Origin of the sequence: Actinocorallia sp. API 0066, assembly GCF_020991275.1 — a bacterium.
In the GTDB taxonomy this organism is placed as follows: domain Bacteria; phylum Actinomycetota; class Actinomycetes; order Streptosporangiales; family Streptosporangiaceae; genus Actinocorallia.
The window spans coordinates 82,393-99,795 of the sequence record NZ_JAJLQY010000013.1; the positions used below are offsets into that span (position 1 = coordinate 82,393).

Consider the following 17,403-nt stretch of genomic DNA (forward strand, 5'->3'; position numbering starts at 1 on the left):
AAGAAGATCGTTCGTCTCGGTATGGCGACGGAAACGCCGAAGCGCGAGCGCCGGGACGGGCGGTGACCGGATGATCGACGCATGGTGCATCCTCGGGCGGCCAGGGTCAGCTGGACGGTGACGCCGCATCCGGTGGACGTCGCCGGATACCGGGTCCCGGGCGAGATGCTCTACTGGGGCCAGGACCTCGCCGACGCATCGGGCAGGGCCGTCGAGCCCGCCCTGGTGGACCCGTGGCTCCCGGTGGACTGGCGCGATCCCGACTGGCACGGCGAGACCCTCCCCTACTGGCCGTCCTACAGCGAGCTGGCTCCCCGGGCCAGAGCCGCCTACCTCGCCTGGCTCGCCTCCGGACGCGCCCACCCGGCCGCGCCGATCGGGTACGTCTTCCTGTTCTTCTACGGCCTGGAGCGCAGGCTCCTGCACGACCTCCTCAGGACGCCCGACGCGTTCGCCGCCGAACTCTCCGTCATCGCGCGCGAGATAGACAGACTGCTGGCCATCTACGGCGGCAACGCGTCCTTCGACCGCTACGCGCGCGCCTTCCGGCAGACGCTCCTGCTGCTGCACCTGTCCCGGTTCGACCTGACCGTCTCCGCGCCGCCCGCGCCCGACCCCGTGCACGTCCCGGCAGCGCTGCGCCTCGGCCTCAGCGGCTTCGCGACGGCGAAGCTCCCGGTTCCGGCGCCTTGGGCGCTGGCCTGGGTCCGGTCCAGGATCGACCATGCGCCGCGCACCCCGGCGACCCGCTGCGCCACCGAGTTGGACGCGCTGTTCGCCGTCCGCTACCGCGAGCGGTTCGGCGACGGCCTCGTCCTGCGGCCGCGTGCCAAGGACCTCAAGGCCGAGTACCACCCTGCGAGCCCCGGCTTTCGTTTGACGCTCACGATCCCGCTTCCCGGCCGGCCGGATGTCTTCGACCACGCCGTCCCGCTACGCAAGATCACTACGCTGGTCGAGGAGTGCACCGACGCGCTCGACCCCTACAGCAGGTTCCTCGGCCGCAACCCCGACGGGCAGGGCTCGGTGTCGGCCGTGGCGCTGCTGCCCGCCGACCTCGCCCACGACGGTCACGGTGAGGCCGCCGACCTGCTCTCCTGGGCCTCCTCCTATCTCGGCGGGATGTCGATGGTGACGGTCCCGGCCGAGCAGCTCGTAAGCCACCTCGCGAAGGCACGGGCGGGAGAGCAGCCCGCGAAGAAGGACCTTGTGGACGTCGCCCGCGTCCTGGACCGCGCGGGCGTCGGCATGGAGCCCGACCCCAGGATGGGCGGCCCCGTCCAGCCGACGGGCAGGATCGTCCTCTTCCGCGCCGAAGGGCCACCGCTCACCGCGCCCTCCGAGCCCTACCGGTCGGCCACCCTCCTGCTGCACCTGGGCACCGCCATGAGCGCCGCCGACGGGTCCGTCTCCGTCGAGGAGAAGGCACTCCTGGTCGGCCACCTGGAGAAGGCACTCGACCTCTCACCGGGCGAACGGACCCGGCTGCGCGCCCACCTACGCTGGCTCCTGACGACGGAACCCAAGCTGACGGGCCTCACCAAGCGCGTCAGCGCGCTGGACGACGCCCAGAAGGAACGCGTCGCAGGGTTCCTCGCCGCCATCGCGGCCGCCGACGGGGTGATCGACCCCGCCGAGGTGAAGCTGCTCAAGCGGATCCGCAAGATGCTCGCGCTCGACCCCGAAGGCGTCCACGCGAGCCTGCACGCGGCCGCCGTCGCGCCGCCGCCCGCCGCCGAGCCCGTCCCGGTGCGGGCCGCCGAACCCGTCGTCACGCACCCGATCCCCGCGCAGGCACCGCCGGACGGCCCGATCCACCTCGACCCCGCGCTGCTCGAAGCGCGGCTCGCCGAGGCGGCGCAGGTCGCGGCGCTGCTCGGCTCGGTGTTCGGCGCCGACGAGGAGCCGCCCGCGCCGCCCGTCACGCCGCAGGAGCCGCCGCTCGCAGGGCTGGACGCCGCCCACTCGCACCTGCTGCGCGTCCTCGCCGGACGCGCGGAGATCTCCCGCGCCGACTGGGCGGCCCTCGCGGCCGAGGCGCGGGTCATGCCGGACGGGGCACTCGACCGCCTCAACGAAGCCGCTATCGAGCACACCGGCGAGCCCGTGGCCGAGGGCGACGACCCGATCGAGATCAACACGTACGCGATGGGAGAACTACTGTGAGCACCCCCGCCAGGATCCGGCCGCGTGAGCGCGACGCGCTGCTCCAGTCGCTGCGGGCGGGCGTCGTACCACGGCTCGGCCAGCACCACGTGCAGGTCGGCCGGGTCGCCGAGATCCGGGCGCTGCTCGGCGACGTCGAGCGGATCGCCGACGGCGGCTCGGCCGTCCGCCTCGTCGTCGGCGAGTACGGCGCGGGCAAGACGTTCTTCCTGCACCTCGTGCGCGGCATCGCGATGGAGAAGCGCCTGGTCACCGCGCACGCCGACCTCAACCCCGACCGGCGGCTGCACGCGACGGGAGGGCAGGCGCGCGGCCTGTACGCCGAGCTGATGCGCAACCTCTCGACCCGCGCCAAGCCCGACGGCGGCGCGACGCAGAGCGTCGTCGAACGGTTCGTCTCGACGGCGCTGACCGAGGCCGGGACGGCGGGCGCCGACCCCGCGCGGGTCATCCAGGCGCGGCTCGCGGACCTCGCTGAGATGACGGGCGGCTACGACTTCGCCGAGGTCGTCGGCGCCTACTGGCGCGGCCACGACCTGGGCGACGAGCAGCTCAAGGCGTCGGCGGTGCGGTGGCTGCGCGGCGAGTACGGCACCAGGACCGAGGCACGGCAGGCGCTCGGCGTCCGGACGATCATCGACGACGGCAACGTCTACGACCACCTGAAGCTCATGGCCCGGTTCGTCCGGCTCGCCGGGTTCGACGGGCTCCTCCTGTGTGTGGACGAGCTGGTCAACCTGTACAAGCTGTCTTCCACCCAGGCCAGGAACTCCAACTACGAGCAGATCCTACGCATCCTCAACGACGTGCTCCAGGGATCGGCCGGCCACCTCGGGTTCGTCTTCGGCGGCACCCCCGAGACGCTCACCGACACCCGGCGCGGCCTGTACAGCTACGCGGCACTCCAATCGAGGCTCGCAGAGAACTCCTTCGCTGTGGACGGACTTGTCGATCTGTCCGGGCCCGTCATCCGGCTTACGTCGCTCACCCAGGAGGACCTGTACGTCCTGCTGATGAAGATCAGGGACGTGTACGCCTCCGGCGACCCCGCCGCCCACCTCGTCCCGGACGAGGCGCTGACGGCGTTCATGCGGCACTGTGCCGAGCGGATCGGCGACGCCTACTTCCGCACCCCGCGCAGCACCATCAAGGCGTTCTGCGACCTCCTGGCGGTCCTGGAGCAGAACCCCGGCGCGGACTGGCGGGCGCTGCTCGGCGGCGTCGCCCTCGCCGCCGAGGCCAACCCCGACCTCGCGCCGCTCGACGACGACCCCGACACGCGGGACAGCGATGACGACCTCGCCGGCTTCCGGCTCTGACCCGTCCCGCGCCTACGCGCTGCTCCACCCCGGCGTCCAGCGGTGGATCTGGGAGCAGGGCTGGACGGCGCTGCGCGACGCCCAGGAGGCCGCCGTCGCGCCCGTCCTCGCCTGCGACACCGACGTGCTCGTCAGCGCCGCGACGGCGTCCGGCAAGACCGAAGCGGCGTTCCTCCCTATCTGTTCGGCGTTGGCCTCAGCGGAGCCCGCCCCTGGCATCGCCGCCCTGTATGTCGCACCTCTCAAGGCGTTGATCAACGACCAGGAGCAGCGCCTCGAAGAGCTGTGCAGGCGGCTCGACGTACCCGTCCACCCGTGGCACGGCGACGTGGCGGGCTCCCGTAAGGCGAAGGTGCTGGCGCGCCCGTCAGGGATCCTGCTGATCACACCGGAGTCCCTGGAGGCGCTGTTCGTGCTGCGCGGGCCGACGGTGCCCGCCCTGTTCGCGGGGCTGCGCCACGTCGTCATCGACGAGCTGCACTCCTTCCCCGGCACCGAGCGCGGCGCGCAGCTCCAAGTCGCTGCTGCACCGGATCGAGCTCGCGGTGCGGCGGCGGGTGCCCCGGATCGGACTGTCGGCGACGCTCGGCGACATGGCAGCCGCAGCGGAGTTCCTGCGGCCGCGCGGCGGGCCCGACGTGCACGTCATCACGTCCAAGGCCGAGGGGCAGGAGCTGCGGCTCCAGCTACGCGGCTACCTGAAGACCGACCCCTCACAGGCCGATGAGGAGACCGCGCCCAGCGCCGTCGCCGACATCGCCGCTCATCTGTTCCGCACCCTGCGCGGCGCCGACAACCTCGTCTTCACCAACTCCAGGTCGATGGTCGAGGAGCTGACCGACCGGCTGGCCCGGCTGAGCGCGCGGGAACGGGTGCCCGACGAGTTCGTGCCGCACCACGGCGCGCTCGCCAAACAGATCAGGGAGGAGGTCGAGGCGCGGCTGAAGGACAGGGCGCGGCCCGTCACCGCGATCTGCACCTCGACCCTGGAGATGGGCATCGACATCGGCTCGGTCGCGTCGGTCGCGCAGGTCGGCGCGCCCAACGCCGTCGCCGCGCTGCGCCAGCGCCTCGGCAGGGCCGGGCGGCGCGGCGGGCCCGCGATCCTGCGCGTGTACGTCACCGAGGAGGAGGTGACGGGCGACACCGCGCCGCAGGAGCAGCTGCGGGAAGAGCTCGTGCAGACCATCGCCGCGGTGAACCTGCTGCTCGACCGCTGGTGCGAACCGCCTGAATCGGGCGGGCTGCACCTCTCGACCCTCATCCAGCAGGTGCTCTCGCTCATCGCCCAGCACGGCGGCGTCATGCCCGCCGACGCCTACCGGGCGCTGTGCGGGCAGGGGCCCTTCCACCACGTCTCCACGTCCATGTTCGGGACCCTCCTGCGGGACCTGGCTGCGGCCCGGCTCGTCCGTCAGGAGTCTGACGGCCTGCTGCTGCACGACGAGGAGGGCGAGCGGCTCGTCAACCATTACAGCTTCTTCGCCGCCTTCGACTCACCGGTGGAGTTCCGTCTGATCGGCGACGGCTCTCCGCTCGGCACGTACGCCCCGCTCGCGCCGCCCGTGCCCGGGATGTACCTGATCTTCGCGGGACGCCGCTGGCGGATCGTCGACGTCGACGAGCGGAGCCGGACGATCGAGCTGACCGCCGCGTCCGGGGGCCGTCCACCGGGCTTCGTCGGGACGGGCGCCCCCGTGCACGACAGGATCAGGCAGGAGATGCGCGCGGTGTACACGAGCACGGATGTCCCCGTGTACCTCGACGCCACCGCCCAACGCCTGCTCGAAGAGGCCCGGAAGAACTTCCGGCTGCTACGCCTGCACCAGGACCCCGTCCTCACCTGGGGTTCCGGCACCGTGCTCTTCCCGTTCCGGGGCGACACCGTGATGACCACGCTCACCCTCGCCCTCCACCACGCGGGTCTCCCCTGTACACAGGAGGGCCTCGCCCTCACCCTCCCGAAGACCGAGCCGGACAAGGCACGCGCCCACCTTGCCGCCCTCGCCGGCACCCCGCCCCCCGACCCACTGGCGCTCGCCGCCCTGGCACCCGTCAAGACGATCGACCGCCACGACATCCACCTGCGCGACACCCTCGCCACCGCCGCCTACGCCGCCCGCCGCCTGGACCTCCCCGCCACCTGGAAAACCCTCCACACCTTCTGACCACCACCCAGCGGTGCCCTGCAAACCGTCCACCTCGTCATCCCGTCCATCCCCGGCAGCGGCTTCTCCGTGTCCGCGTGCGGGTTCCTCGGTAGGGTGCGGTCCATGCTCGGAACACTCGACTGGACGCCCGCGACCGACCGCACCGACCTGCTCGCCCCGCCCACGGCGGCCGCCGTCGCCGCCGTCCCCGGCGCGTTCGCCGCCCCGATCGACCCCGAGCTCGCCGACACCGCCGCCTTCTGCGCCGAGTACGACGTCCCGCTGGCCGCCAGCGCCAACTGCGTCATCGTGGCCGCCAAGCGCGCGGGCGAGGTCCGCTACGCCGCCTGCCTCGTCCTGGCCACCGACCGCGCCGACGTCAACGGCGTCATCCGCCGCGAACTCGACGCCCGCAAGGTCTCCTTCGCCCCCATGGCCGACGCCACCACGCTCACCTCCATGGAGTACGGCGGCATCACCCCCATCGGCCTCCCCGCCACCTGGCCCATCCTCGTGGACGCCGCCATCCCCGACACCCCCGAGGTCGTCATCGGCAGCGGCCTCCGCCGCTCCAAGATCCTCCTCCCCGGCAAGTCCCTCCTCACCCTCCCCAACGCCCAACCCCTCGCACTCACCCTCTGACTCCCCACCGCCCGACCGCCTTCACTCGGCGCCCATCCGCCCACGCGATGCCCAGCCGCGCCCCCACCCCACACCGCCCAACCCAACCCAGCCCAGGCACCTGGGCCAGGTCACCACATAGCCCTCAATGCGGAAACCACTCTGCATATTGCCTATTAGCCACGAGATTCTTTTTACTTTATGTTCGCGACAAATACCGTATAGCGCTGTGGATAAAGGTCTGCGCGGTGTCAGGTGATGCATAGAGTGTGGTTCAGCGGCGTTTTCCCGGCGGCGAAATCGGCGGGACGCGGGTCGGGCGGCCAAGGATGCGGTGAGGTGAGGGTGCGGGAACGGGCGAAGGATGGCGCGCGGCGGAGTCGCGACCGGACATCCGATAGGGGGCCCGGGGCGGAGGTTTTTAGATGGGCTTCGGGGGGATTGTGCTTCGGCTATACGTGGGGGTGGGGAGGACTTCGGGACGGGGGTGCCGGTGAGCGACGGGATTGGGAGCGGGCGGGGGCTGGGTGAGCCGTGCCCGCGGGCGGGGTGCGACGGGGGGCCGGAGGGGCCGTGAACTGGTCGATCCGGACCCGGCTGACGGTGCTCGCCGCCACCGTGATGGCGCTGCTGTGCGTCGCCGGGTCGGCGCTGATCATGCTGCTGAACTACGGGCAGGCGGTCAACTACCGGACGGAGGCCGCCCAGTCCGTCGCGCTGAAGACCGTCCATCTGATCAAGCGGGCCGAACTGCCGCGCGTCATCCCGCGCGCGGTGGCGTCGCACGGGAAGATCCAGGTCGTCGACGCGCGGGAGCGGGTCACCGCCGGAACGGGCACGCTCGGCCAGGGGCCGCGGATCTCGTCGCTGATCCCGCCGCAGGACGACACCACGGCGACCGCCCAGCAGTGCCGGCTGCGCGGCCTCACCGGGTGCAACATCGTCGTGGTGTTCCGGGTGTACGAGCCGGACGGCGACTGGTACGTCTATTCGTTCGACGAGACGGTCCCCTGGTACATCAGCGACCTTTTCCTCGGCCAGCTCGCCGCCGCGACCGTCCTGCTCACCGCGCTGACCGCCCTCGGCACCGCCCTCGTCGTCGGCCGGGCGCTCCAGCCGGTCGAGCACATCCGGCGGGCGGCGAAGGAGATCGGCGAGTCCGTCGTGGACCGGCGCGTCATCGGCTGCCGGATCGCGCTTCCCCCGCACCACGACGAGCTGCGCGCCCTGGCCGTGACGGCCAACGAGATGCTCGACCGGATGGAGGCGTCGATCGTCAGGGAGCGCGAGTTCACGTCGAACGCCTCGCATGACCTGCGCAACCCGATCACCGCGATGCGGACCGAGATCGACGAGGCGCTCATGTACCCGGACGAGACCGACTGGCCCGGCACGGCCGACCGGCTCGCCCTCAGCGTCGACAGGCTCCAGGACCTCGTGGAGGACCTGCTCGCGCTGAGCCGCCTGGATTCGGGGGCGCTCGGCGCGCGGGAGGATCTTGATCTCGCCGAGCTCGTCGAGGGTGAACTGGCGCAGCGCCCGCCCGACGTCCGGTTGGAGACCGATCTCCAACCCGTGACGATCCGCGGCGACCGCATCCATCTCGCCCGGCTCGTCACGAACCTCCTCGACAACGCCGCCCGGCACGCCTCCCGCCACATCGCCGTCCGCGTCTACCCCGACGGCCGCGACGCCGTCCTGGAGGTCGAGAACGACGGCGACACCATCCCCCCCGACATGCGCGAAACCGTCTTCGAACGCTTCACCCGCCTCGACGCCTCCCGCACCAAGGACAAGGGCGGCTCCGGCCTAGGCCTCTCCATCGTCCGCGAAGTCGCCCTAGCCCACCACGGCACCGCCACCGCCACGGCCCCCCAACCCACCCCCGGCACCCAAATAACCATCCGCCTCCCCCGAACCCCCTAACTGACGCCTGGGCAGAGGCCGCTTCGACCTGAAGGTCTCTTGGGTTGGGGATTCAGGTCGGCGGGTCGAGGGTGGTGGTGGCTATGGGGCCGTGCCAGGTGAGGGTGGGGACGTTGACGACTATGGCTTCTTGGGTGGTTCGGGCTATGACGACCAGGGCTTCGGTGGTGGGGTCGGGGTTTTCTTCGCGGTGGGGGACCCATGGGGGGACGTAGATGTAGTCGCCCGGGGAGGTTTGGAGGCGGATCTCGCCCTCGGTCTTGTCCAGGAAGACGAACTCGGGGTGGCCGCTGACGACGTAGATGCCGGTCTCGGAGGCGCCGTGGTGGTGGTTGCCGGAGTTGGTGGAGGGGGCGACGAGGGTCTGGCCCATCCAGAGGCGGTCGGAGCCCACGGTGGCGCCGGAGATGGCGGAGAGGCGACGCATTCCGCCGGTCTGCGCGGTCTGTCCCGAAAGCAGGGTCGGGGTGATCTGGTACAGCTTGCGGTGGAACGCGTCCGGCTCGGTCACGGGCCCACTCCCTTAGAGGACTTTTCCTACCTGTTTAATACACCACGCGGGCTCAGTCGGGCGGCGCGTAGGGGGTGAGCGGGCTTTCGTGCTCGGTGACGGCGGTCGTCACCCCGGTGGGCGGGAAGGCGCGTTGCGGGCATGACGTGCGGTCGCACACCTTGCAGCCAAGCCCGATCGGCACCGTGATCGGCGCGGCCAGCGCGAAGCCGTCCGCGTAGACGAGGCGGTGCGCGTGCCGGAGCTCGCAGCCGAGGCCGAGCGCGAACGTCTGGCCCACGCCGCCGTAGCGCGCGGCCGGACGGTGCACGGTACGGGCGATCCAGAAGTAGCGTCGGCCGTCGGGCATCTCGGCAACCTGGGTGAGCAGAGAGCCGGGGCTCGTGAACGCCTCGTAGACGTTCCACAGAGGGCAGGTGCCTCCGGCGCGGGTGAAGTGGAAGCCGGTGGCGGACTGCCGCTTGGAGATGTTGCCCGCCCTGTCCACCCGGACGAAGGAGAAGGGGACACCGCGCGCGCGTGGCCGTTGCAACGTGCTGAGGCGGTGGCAGACGGTCTCGAAGCCCACGCCGAAGCGGTCCGCGAGCCTGTCGATGTCGTACCTGTAGTCCTCGGCGGCGGCGCGGAAGGCTCCGTACGGAAGGATGAACGCCCCGGCGAAGTAGTTGGCGAGCCCGATCCGCGTCAACGCGCGGGCCTGCGGATCCAGGTCGGCCGTGGCGACGAGCTCGGTGAGCAGCCCGTCGTGTTCGAGGAACGCAAGCTGCGTCGCGAGCTGGAAGGCGCGCTGGGCGCGGCTCAGCCTTGGCGAGATCGCCAGGACGCGCGTCTCCGGGTCGTAGTGGCGGCGTGCGGTCGGCGACGCGGTGATCCGGACGCCGTGCGCGGCGAGGCGGCGTTCCACGAGGGCTGCCGGGTCGGCGCCGTCGGCGAGTGCCTCGGCGGCCCGGTCGAGCGGGTCGATGTGGTTGTTGCGGTCGTAGAAGAAGTCGCGGACCTGCTCGTACGGCGCCGGCGCGCTCTGCTGTGCCCCCGCGAGGACCGCGGCGTGCTCGGTGGCCGCCTGGTACCGCCGGTGCAGCGCGACGACCGCACGGGCGATCTCAGGGCCTCCGGAGACCAGGTCCGCGAGCGCCGTCGGTGAGACGCCCGTGTCGGCGAGCGCCTCGCGCAGGTCGGCGACGAGCCGGGTGTCGTCCTCGGGGGCGAAGAACTCGGGGTCGACGCCGAACGCCTCGGTGAGCCGCAGCAGCACCGGGACGGTCAGCGGCCGCTGGTTGTGCTCGATCTGGTTGAGGTAGCTCGGCGAGATCTCCAGCAGCGCGGCGAGTTCGACCTGGCTCATCCGCCGGTCGGTTCGCAGCGCGCGCAGCCGTGGCCCCACAAAGACTTTTCCCACGTCATCACGGTAGCCGACCGCTGCGAACTGCCCTTTCGCAAGATTCGCAAAACGGGGGCGAAAGTTGGCGGAACTTGGCTGATTGCGTGGCTGGTCCCGGCGGCCGTCAGCGGACGATGCTCGGAGGCGTCGCTAGCAGAGGCGGAGGACCTTCATGATCGAACACACGGTGCGGACCAGTCCGAGCGCGGCCCGGCTCCCCCGAGCCGACCAGCTCGCCTGGAAGCTCGCCGAACTCGCCGTACACGCGCCGCCGCCCACGCCGGACGTCAGCGCGATGGTGGCGAACCGGGTGATAGACAACGCCGCGGTGGCGACGGCCTCGCTGCGCCGCGCGCCCGTCGTTGCCGCGCGGGACCAGGCGCTGCGCCGGCCCGCCGGGGAGCGCGGCGCGGCCGTGTTCGGCGTGGGCGCGTCGGTGCTGCCGGAGTGGGCGGCCTGGGCGAACGGGGTGGCGGTCCGCGAGCTGGACTACCACGACACGTACCTGGCCGCCGACTACTCGCATCCGGGCGACAACATCCCGCCGATCCTGGCGGTCGCCCAGCACCTGGGCAAGAACGGGGCGGCGCTGACGCGGGCGATAGCGGTCGCCTACGAGGTGCAGGTCGCGCTCGTCACCGGGATCTGCCTGCACGAGCACAAGATCGACCACATCGCCCATCTGGGCGTCTCGGCGGCGGCCGGGATCGGGGCCCTGCTGCGGCTGCCTACCGAGACGGTCTATCAGGCGATCGGGCAGGCGCTGCATACGACGACGGCCACGCGGCAGTCGCGCAAGGGGGAGATCTCCTCGTGGAAGGCGTACGCGCCCGCGTTCGCCGGTAAGGCGGCCATCGAAGCCGTCGATAGGGCGATGCGCGGCCAAGGTGCGCCTTCTCCGATCTACGAGGGTGAGGACGGCTTCATCGCCTGGCTTCTGTCTGGCCCGGACGCCGAGTACAGGGTGCCGCTTCCGGAGCCGGGCGAAGACTTGCAGGGCATCCTGCGCACGTACACGAAGGAGCACTCGGCCGAGTACCAGGCGCAGGCGCTCATCGACCTGGCCCGTGACCTGCGGGCCCGCGTCCCGGAGACGGCGAAGGTCTCGAAGATCACGATTCACACGAGCCACCACACGCACCACGTGATCGGCTCGGGCGCCAACGACCCGCAGAAGTACGATCCGGCCGCCAGCCGGGAGACGCTGGACCACTCGATCCCCTACATGTTCGCCGTCGCGCTCCAGGACGGGCTGTGGCACCACGTCGACTCCTACGCGCCGGAGCGGGCCTCGCGCCCGGACACCGTCGAACTGTGGCGGAAGATCGTGACGGTCGAGGACCCGGAGTGGACGGCCGCCTACCATGCGGCCGATCCGGCCGAGCGACGGTTCGGCGGACGGGTCGTCGTGGAGTTGTCCGACGGCACGGTGATCGAAGGCGCGCGCGGGGTCGCCGACGCGCACCCCGCCGGTGCCCGTCCGTTCGCGCGCGCGCAGTACGTCCGCAAGTTCGAGACGCTCGCCAGCGAGGCCGTCCCGGCGGAAGAGCGCGCGCGCTTCCTTGACCTTGCCTCTCGGCTGCCCGAGCTCAAGACGTCTGAGGTGGCCGCCCTCAATGTCGACGCGGGCCTGTCGGAGGCGCCCGCCACAGGGGGGATCTTCTGATGCCCGGCCACCAGGAGTCCGCTGTGAGCGGGGAGGGGTTCTGATGCTGCATTCGAAGATCACCGCGGCGGCGAAGCGGCGGGCGTTCCGGGAGGGGCTCGCGTCCGGGGAGCTGCTGCGGCTGCCTGGCGCGTTCAGCCCGCTCACCGCGCTCGCGATCGAGCGTGCCGGGTTCGAGGGCGTGTACGTGTCCGGCGCCGTCCTGTCGGCCGATCTGGGCCTGCCGGACATCGGGCTGACGACGCTCACCGAGGTCGCCGGACGGGCCGGGCAGATCGCCAGGGTCACCGACCTGCCCGCGCTGGTGGACGCCGACACCGGGTTCGGCGAACCGCTCAACGCCGCACGCACCGTGCAGATCCTGGAGGACTCCGGCGTCGCGGGATGCCATATCGAGGACCAGGTCAATCCGAAGCGGTGCGGGCATCTCGACGGGAAGAGCGTCGTCGGGCTGGCCGAGGCGCTGCGCCGGATCCGGGCCGCCGCCGACGCCAGGCGCGACCCCGACTTCGTCATCTGCGCCCGCACCGACGTGCGCGCGAGCGAAGGGCTCGGCGCGGTGATCGACCGCGCGAAGGCCCTGGCCGACGCGGGCGCCGACCTGCTCTTCCCCGAGGCGCTCGCCAACACCGCCGAGTTCGAGGCGGTGCGCGAGGCCGTGGACATCCCGATCCTGGCGAACATGACCGAGTTCGGGAAGTCGACGCTGCTCACCGCCGACACCCTGCGCGACCTCGGCGTGAACGTCGTCATCTACCCCGTCACGCTGCTGCGCCTGGCGATGGGCACGGTGACGGACGCGCTCGCCACGATCGCCGCCGAGGGCACGCAGGCCGCGCTGGTAGCGCGGATGCAGACCCGCGGCGAGCTCTACGACCTGCTCGGCTACGCCGACTACGCCAAGTTCGACACCACGGTCTTCAGCCACAAGTACCGGGAGGAACCATGACCACGACCGTCAGCAAGGGCCTGGCCGGAGTCGTCGCGGACACCACGGCGGTCTCCATGGTCAACCCCGAGACCAACTCGCTCACCTACCGCGGCTACCCCGTGCAGGACCTCGCCGCCTCCTGCTCGTTCGAGGAGGTCGCCTACCTGCTGTGGAACGGCGAGCTGCCCGACGCGGCGCAGCTCGGCGCGTTCCAGGCCGCCGAACGGGCACTGCGCCCGCTGAGCCGCAGCACGCTCGACGTCCTGGGGCGGATCCCCGAGAGCTGCCACCCGATGGACGTCCTACGCACCGCCGCCAGCCACCTGGGCTCGGAGAACCCGGCCGAGGACGACGCCGAAGGCAACGCCGCCGCCTCGCTCGACCTGCTGGCGAAGCTGCCGACCGTCGTCGCGCTCGACCAGCGGCGCCGCCGCGGGCTGCCGCCCATCGCGCCCGACCCGTCGCTGTCGTACGCCGAGAACTTCTTCCACATGGCGTTCGGCTCCGTGCCGGGGCCGGAGGTCGTCCGGGCGTTCGAGATCTCCCTCGTGCTGTACGCCGAGCACAGCTTCAACGCCTCGACGTTCACCGCCCGCGTCGTCACCTCAACGCTCTCGGACCTCTACAGCGCCGTCACCGCCGCGATCGGCGCGTTGAAGGGCCCGCTGCACGGCGGCGCCAACGAGGCGGTCATGCACATGTTCGCCGAGATCGACGACCCGGCCCGCGCGCGCGACTGGCTCGCCGCCGCGTTCGCCGAGAAGCGGAAGATCATGGGCTTCGGCCACCGCGTCTACAAGAGGGGCGACTCCCGCGTCCCGACCATGGAGGCCGCGCTGCGCGAGCTCGCCGCCGCCAGGGGCGCCGACCGGCTGATGGCCCTCTACGACGCGCTCCGCGGCGCCATGGTCGAAGCCAAGGGCATCCACCCGAACCTCGACTACCCGACCGGCCCCGCCTACCACCTCATGGGTTTTGACATCCCCACCTTCACCCCCGTCTTCGTCATGTCCCGCATCACCGGCTGGACCGCCCACATCACCGAACAACTCACCGCGAACTCCCTCATCCGCCCCCTCAGCGCCTACACCGGCCCCGCTGAACGCCACGTACCCGCCCCGTCCCCTCACCCAATCGCCACAACCCCCTAACCCCACCGCCCCCACCACCGACGGCGACTGCCGGGCACCCGATGGCCCGACGTGGCCGAAACGCGGGTGTCGCGTACAGCGGGCGCGCGATCGACCAGGCCCGCACCACGGTCACCGCACCAGCCGCGCGAGCGGCGCGGCCGACCGCGGCCACCGGGTAGCCGATGGCCCGGGGTGGCCTGACCATGCGGCATCTGGCATCTGGCGGGCTGAGACGGCCATCACAGGGAGACATCGCAAATGCAATGTGTTCCTGCATAGATGACTCGCAAATGCGATGTCAAAGCCCGCCTTAAGCTGGCATTTGTGGGTCCATTAGGGTGGGGTTGTGGATGGGGGTCGGGAGCGAGGGCGCGGGCGCCGGTCGTGAGCGCGGTCAACGCGGTGTGCCGGGGCGGGCCGTTCCATGGCGCGCTCGTCCGGGTCGAGCAGGAGGTCGGGGCCGTCGACGTCGCGGATCCGGCAGGCGGCGGGGGCAGCGCCCGATATCTGATCACGCGGGAGCGGGTGTGGCACCCGTCGAGCACCCGGCCCTTCGTCGTGCTGGTGTGGACGGGTGAAGGCTGAGGCCGTGCCTCACCGCGCGGGGAAGGCGGCTGTGCGGCGCACGACCCCACGGCGAAATCCACGGATGGGACCGTGGGGCATGGCCATGACGCTGGAGCGAGAGACGTGCCGTGACGTCGCGTGGGCTGAGGCGCGGCTGCGCGCGCACGGTGCGGCGGCTCCCCTACCGCCGGTCCGGGTCGGGCTGGGCGGAGCGGCGGGGGCGGTGCTGGCGGAGGACGTCGTCACCGCGACCCCGCTACCCGCCTTCGACACCGCGGCGATGGACGGGTTCGCCATAGCCGGTCCAGGTCCGTGGCGGATCGTCGGCGATGCCCGTCCCGGCCGTCCCTGGGCGTCCGGGACGCTGCCGGACGGGTGCGCGATCGGGATCTCGACGGGTTCCGTCGTCCCTCCGGGCGCGCGGGCCGTCCTCCCGGTGGAACACGCGGGACGGACGGGCGACGCCCTCACGGGCCCGCTCACGCCCGACGGCAAGCACATCCGACGCGCCGGGGAGGACGCCGCGGCAGGCACGTGCCTCGTCCCCGCGGGCACCCGGGTCGGTCCCGCGCTCGTCGGCCTCGCGGCGTCCTGCGGCCACGACGACCTGCTCGTCCGGCGGACGCCCAAGGTCGCCGCGCTCGTCACCGGCGACGAGCTCGTGCGGCACGGGCGTCCGGGGCCCGGCAGGATCAGGGACGCCCTGGGCCCGATGCTGCCGTCCCTAGTCGCGTCCTTGGGCGGCGACCTCACCGACGTCATCCCTGTACCCGACCACCCCGAGACGGCCTTGCGTGACGCGGTGGCGGCGGCGTCCACCTCGGACGTCATCGTGGTCACCGGCTCCACCTCCGTGGGCGTCACCGACGGCCTGCGCCGCCTCCTCGCCGACGCCCGCTGGATCGTCGACGGCGTGGCCTGCCGCCCCGGACACCCCCAGCTCCTGGCCCGCCCGCACGACGCCCCTTACGTCGTCGGCCTTCCCGGCAACCCCTTCGCGGCCCTGGTGGCGGCCCATACTCTGCTCGGGCCCCTCCTCTGTGGCCTTACCGCGAGACCCCTCCCCGACCTGCCTCACGCGCCGCTGGCCGCACCCGTCCTCACGACCCCCGGCCGCACCCGCATCGTCCCCGTCGTCTGGGCGGGCTCCGCCGTCCTCCCCCTCCCCGGCGACCGCCCCGCCTCTCTCCACGCCGCCTCCCAGGCCCACGCCCTGGCCGCCGTCCCACCCGACCCCCCTACCACCCACCCCGTCCCCCTCCTCCTGCTCTAACCCCGGCAGGGCCAAGACAGCCGACGGCTACGAGGTGGACGACTACGTGCGCGTCATGGCCGACCTGGCGTCAGGCGCCAAGGCGTGGGTGTACATCGACGCCGCCGCGCGGAGCGCGGTGGGAGCGGGTCACGTCAGCGCCGTCTCGTCGCGTCGGCGACCCGCCTCACATCCCGGTCCCGACGGCTTGGCCGCTGGGACGGCGGGCGGGTGATCTCGGCAACCGGTGCCGGGGTCAGGGGGTGGGGGCCTGGGCCAGGGCTTTGAGGTCGGCGAGGCGGATGATGGAGCCGCCGGCGCCCCAGGTGCCGTCGGGCTGCTCCTGGATGAGGACCCAGACTCGGAGGGCGTCGGCTGAGGTCAGGTCGGCGGCGGCGAGGACGATCTGTGTCGCCTCCTCTACGAGGCCGGCCTTGCGGCGCTCGGAGAGTGCGCCTTCAGGGACGGTGACCTCTACGAGGAACCGGGGCGCCTCGTCCTCGGCGGTCGTCTGCGCGCCGGGAGGCAGTTCGATCAGGTAGCTCCAGGCGACGGAACGGAAGAACTCCGTGTCCGGGGCGCCCTCCCAGCGCAGCAGGGCCGCGGCGAGGTCGCGCTGCACCCCGTCCCGGCCCTTCTCGGTCAGGGAACCGGCGGGGACGGTGAGCTTGATCATCGGCATGGCGTCGCCTTTCGCGAGTCGCGGAGCTGGCATGTTCTATAACGAGCGTTCTAGAACATGATTCGAGGATAGGCTATAACGAACGTCATAAGCAAGAGGAGTAACCCATGCCGCCACGCGACGCCGGATCCCGGGAGCGGATCATCGTCGGCGCCGCCGATCTCATCCGGCGGCGCGGCCTCGCCGGAAGCACGGTGCGCGACCTTGCCGCGCACTCAGGGGCGCCGCTGGGGTCGACGTACCATTACTTCCCCCGGGGCAAGCAGCAACTCGCCGCCGAGGCGGTCCGCTTCTCTGGGGGCTTCGTCCTGCGGACGCTGGAACGCGAACTCCAGGCCGGTCCGGCCGCCGGGCTGCGCGCCTTCCTCGCCCTGTGGAAGCGCATCGTCCTCGACAGCGACTTCACCGCTGGCTGCCCCGTGCTCGCCGTCGCCGTCGAAGAGCCCCCCGCAGACGGCGAGCCCGAGGCCGTGCGCGCCGCCGCCGAGGTCTTCACCGCCTGGGAAGACCGCCTGGCGACGTCCCTCCGCGACCACGGCGCGACCGAGGAAGCCGCCGCCCAACTCGCCACGCTCATCGTCGCCGCCGTCGAAGGCGCCATAGCCCTCTGCCGCACCAAACAGGACATCGCCCCCCTGGACGCCATAACCCCCCAACTAGAAACCCTCATCAAAACCGCGACCCACCCCTAACCCCCACGCCCACCCCACAACAGGCGAGCACAACCCTCGCGCGCCAGCGCTCACGCCGCCCGATCGACCGGAGCCAACTCCCAGACCGCAGGTCGAAGGGAGGCAGCCAGCCACACCAGCCTGCCGCTCAATCCGAGGGCAGCGGCATCTGGTTGGGCCGTAGCGCCGCGGCGGGTGAGCGGGAGGCGGCTGCTGCTCGGCCTAGCGAGCGCGCGAAGCAGAGTCCGCGTGGCTGGCGGGGATGGCCGGTCGGACGGAGGCGACGTCACCGGAAGTCGGCCGGGCGGCAAGCGGGCCGCAACTCAGCGAAGTAAGCGGCGGAGCCATGCACCGTCACCGGAAGTCGGCGGGCGCCAAGGGGGACGGGAGTGTTGCGGGCACCGTTCGGCCACGTGGGCGGTGGCGG

The 17,403-nt window shown here is 71.8% G+C and carries 16 protein-coding genes; 13 read left to right on the forward strand and 3 right to left on the reverse strand.

The features are described 5' to 3' along the window. Nucleotides 1-81 precede the first annotated feature (81 nt). The 6 genes from LO762_RS27890 (at nucleotide 82) to LO762_RS33740 (ending at nucleotide 8,182) form a co-directional block, all read left to right on the forward strand. Nucleotides 82-2,166 (forward strand): TerB N-terminal domain-containing protein, encoded by a 2,085-nt coding sequence (locus tag LO762_RS27890; RefSeq protein WP_230619099.1) that lies wholly within the window; start codon nucleotides 82-84, stop codon nucleotides 2,164-2,166. Next, complete coding sequence (locus LO762_RS27895) at nucleotides 2,163-3,485, forward strand: ATP-binding protein (protein WP_230619100.1); 1,323 nt, start codon at nucleotides 2,163-2,165, stop codon at nucleotides 3,483-3,485. The genes LO762_RS27890 and LO762_RS27895 overlap by 4 nt, the downstream gene beginning before the upstream one ends. After that, nucleotides 3,457-4,212: a DEAD/DEAH box helicase gene (locus LO762_RS27900; protein ID WP_230619101.1), complete on the forward strand. Its 756-nt coding sequence runs from the start codon at nucleotides 3,457-3,459 to the stop codon at nucleotides 4,210-4,212. The genes LO762_RS27895 and LO762_RS27900 overlap by 29 nt, the downstream gene beginning before the upstream one ends. After that, nucleotides 4,124-5,653, forward strand: coding sequence for a helicase-related protein (locus LO762_RS27905; RefSeq protein WP_308104707.1), 1,530 nt, complete (start codon nucleotides 4,124-4,126; stop codon nucleotides 5,651-5,653). Before LO762_RS27900 ends, LO762_RS27905 begins: the two co-directional genes overlap by 89 nt. Before the next feature lie 105 nt (nucleotides 5,654-5,758). Then, nucleotides 5,759-6,277, forward strand: coding sequence for a YbaK/EbsC family protein (locus LO762_RS27910; protein WP_230619102.1), 519 nt, complete (start codon nucleotides 5,759-5,761; stop codon nucleotides 6,275-6,277). 552 nt (nucleotides 6,278-6,829) lie between these two features. Further along, nucleotides 6,830-8,182, forward strand: coding sequence for a cell wall metabolism sensor histidine kinase WalK (locus tag LO762_RS33740; protein WP_230619103.1), 1,353 nt, complete (start codon nucleotides 6,830-6,832; stop codon nucleotides 8,180-8,182). Nucleotides 8,183-8,234: 52 nt separating this feature from the next. Here the strand turns inward: LO762_RS33740 and LO762_RS27920 are convergent, their stop codons facing one another. Together LO762_RS27920 and LO762_RS27925 are read right to left on the reverse strand one after the other, a co-directional pair. Next, on the reverse strand, nucleotides 8,235-8,693 hold the full coding sequence (locus LO762_RS27920; protein ID WP_230619104.1) for a cupin domain-containing protein: 459 nt from the start codon (nucleotides 8,691-8,693) through the stop codon (nucleotides 8,235-8,237). Between the two features lie 52 nt (nucleotides 8,694-8,745). Beyond that, nucleotides 8,746-10,092, reverse strand: a complete 1,347-nt coding sequence (locus LO762_RS27925; RefSeq protein WP_230619105.1) for a short-chain fatty acyl-CoA regulator family protein — start codon at nucleotides 10,090-10,092, stop codon at nucleotides 8,746-8,748. Between the two features lie 154 nt (nucleotides 10,093-10,246). On the opposite strand from LO762_RS27925, the gene LO762_RS27930 reads away from it, so the two are divergent. The 6 genes from LO762_RS27930 (at nucleotide 10,247) to LO762_RS27955 (ending at nucleotide 15,858) form a co-directional block, all read left to right on the forward strand. Then, a complete protein-coding gene (locus LO762_RS27930; RefSeq protein ID WP_230619106.1) occupies nucleotides 10,247-11,740 on the forward strand; it encodes an MmgE/PrpD family protein in 1,494 nt (497 codons plus the stop codon). 43 nt (nucleotides 11,741-11,783) lie between these two features. Further along, complete coding sequence (prpB, locus tag LO762_RS27935) at nucleotides 11,784-12,689, forward strand: methylisocitrate lyase (RefSeq protein WP_230619107.1); 906 nt, start codon at nucleotides 11,784-11,786, stop codon at nucleotides 12,687-12,689. After that, nucleotides 12,686-13,822: a bifunctional 2-methylcitrate synthase/citrate synthase gene (locus LO762_RS27940; protein WP_230619108.1), complete on the forward strand. Its 1,137-nt coding sequence runs from the start codon at nucleotides 12,686-12,688 to the stop codon at nucleotides 13,820-13,822. The genes prpB and LO762_RS27940 overlap by 4 nt, the downstream gene beginning before the upstream one ends. A 366-nt stretch (nucleotides 13,823-14,188) precedes the next feature. Continuing rightward, nucleotides 14,189-14,389, forward strand: a complete 201-nt coding sequence (locus LO762_RS27945; RefSeq protein ID WP_230619109.1) for a hypothetical protein — start codon at nucleotides 14,189-14,191, stop codon at nucleotides 14,387-14,389. Nucleotides 14,390-14,474: 85 nt separating this feature from the next. Further along, nucleotides 14,475-15,644, forward strand: coding sequence for a molybdopterin molybdotransferase MoeA (locus tag LO762_RS27950; RefSeq protein WP_230619110.1), 1,170 nt, complete (start codon nucleotides 14,475-14,477; stop codon nucleotides 15,642-15,644). Between the two features lie 34 nt (nucleotides 15,645-15,678). After that, the gene (locus tag LO762_RS27955; protein ID WP_230619111.1) at nucleotides 15,679-15,858 is read left to right on the forward strand and encodes a hypothetical protein; all 180 of its coding nucleotides are present in this window, start codon (nucleotides 15,679-15,681) and stop codon (nucleotides 15,856-15,858) included. Between the two features lie 21 nt (nucleotides 15,859-15,879). Here the strand turns inward: LO762_RS27955 and LO762_RS27960 are convergent, their stop codons facing one another. After that, complete coding sequence (locus LO762_RS27960; RefSeq protein WP_230619112.1) at nucleotides 15,880-16,305, reverse strand: tautomerase family protein; 426 nt, start codon at nucleotides 16,303-16,305, stop codon at nucleotides 15,880-15,882. Between the two features lie 107 nt (nucleotides 16,306-16,412). Here LO762_RS27960 and LO762_RS27965 point away from each other — a divergent pair, with 107 nt between their 5' ends. Then, nucleotides 16,413-16,997, forward strand: coding sequence for a TetR/AcrR family transcriptional regulator (locus tag LO762_RS27965; protein ID WP_230619113.1), 585 nt, complete (start codon nucleotides 16,413-16,415; stop codon nucleotides 16,995-16,997). Nucleotides 16,998-17,403 lie beyond the last annotated feature (406 nt).

Excerpts from the sequence above, each read along its gene's own strand:
- LO762_RS27890 (WP_230619099.1), top strand. The coding sequence starts at position 82 with ATGGTGCATCCTCGGGCGGCCAGGGTCAGCTGGACGGTGACGCCGCAT.
- LO762_RS27900 (WP_230619101.1), top strand. The coding sequence starts at position 3,457 with ATGACGACCTCGCCGGCTTCCGGCTCTGACCCGTCCCGCGCCTACGCG.
- LO762_RS27910 (WP_230619102.1), top strand. The coding sequence starts at position 5,759 with ATGCTCGGAACACTCGACTGGACGCCCGCGACCGACCGCACCGACCTG.
- LO762_RS27930 (WP_230619106.1), top strand. The coding sequence starts at position 10,247 with ATGATCGAACACACGGTGCGGACCAGTCCGAGCGCGGCCCGGCTCCCC.
- prpB (WP_230619107.1), top strand. The coding sequence starts at position 11,784 with ATGCTGCATTCGAAGATCACCGCGGCGGCGAAGCGGCGGGCGTTCCGG.
- LO762_RS27940 (WP_230619108.1), top strand. The coding sequence starts at position 12,686 with ATGACCACGACCGTCAGCAAGGGCCTGGCCGGAGTCGTCGCGGACACC.
- LO762_RS27950 (WP_230619110.1), top strand. The coding sequence starts at position 14,475 with ATGACGCTGGAGCGAGAGACGTGCCGTGACGTCGCGTGGGCTGAGGCG.
- LO762_RS27960 (WP_230619112.1), bottom strand. The coding sequence starts at position 16,305 with ATGCCGATGATCAAGCTCACCGTCCCCGCCGGTTCCCTGACCGAGAAG.
- LO762_RS27965 (WP_230619113.1), top strand. The coding sequence starts at position 16,413 with ATGCCGCCACGCGACGCCGGATCCCGGGAGCGGATCATCGTCGGCGCC.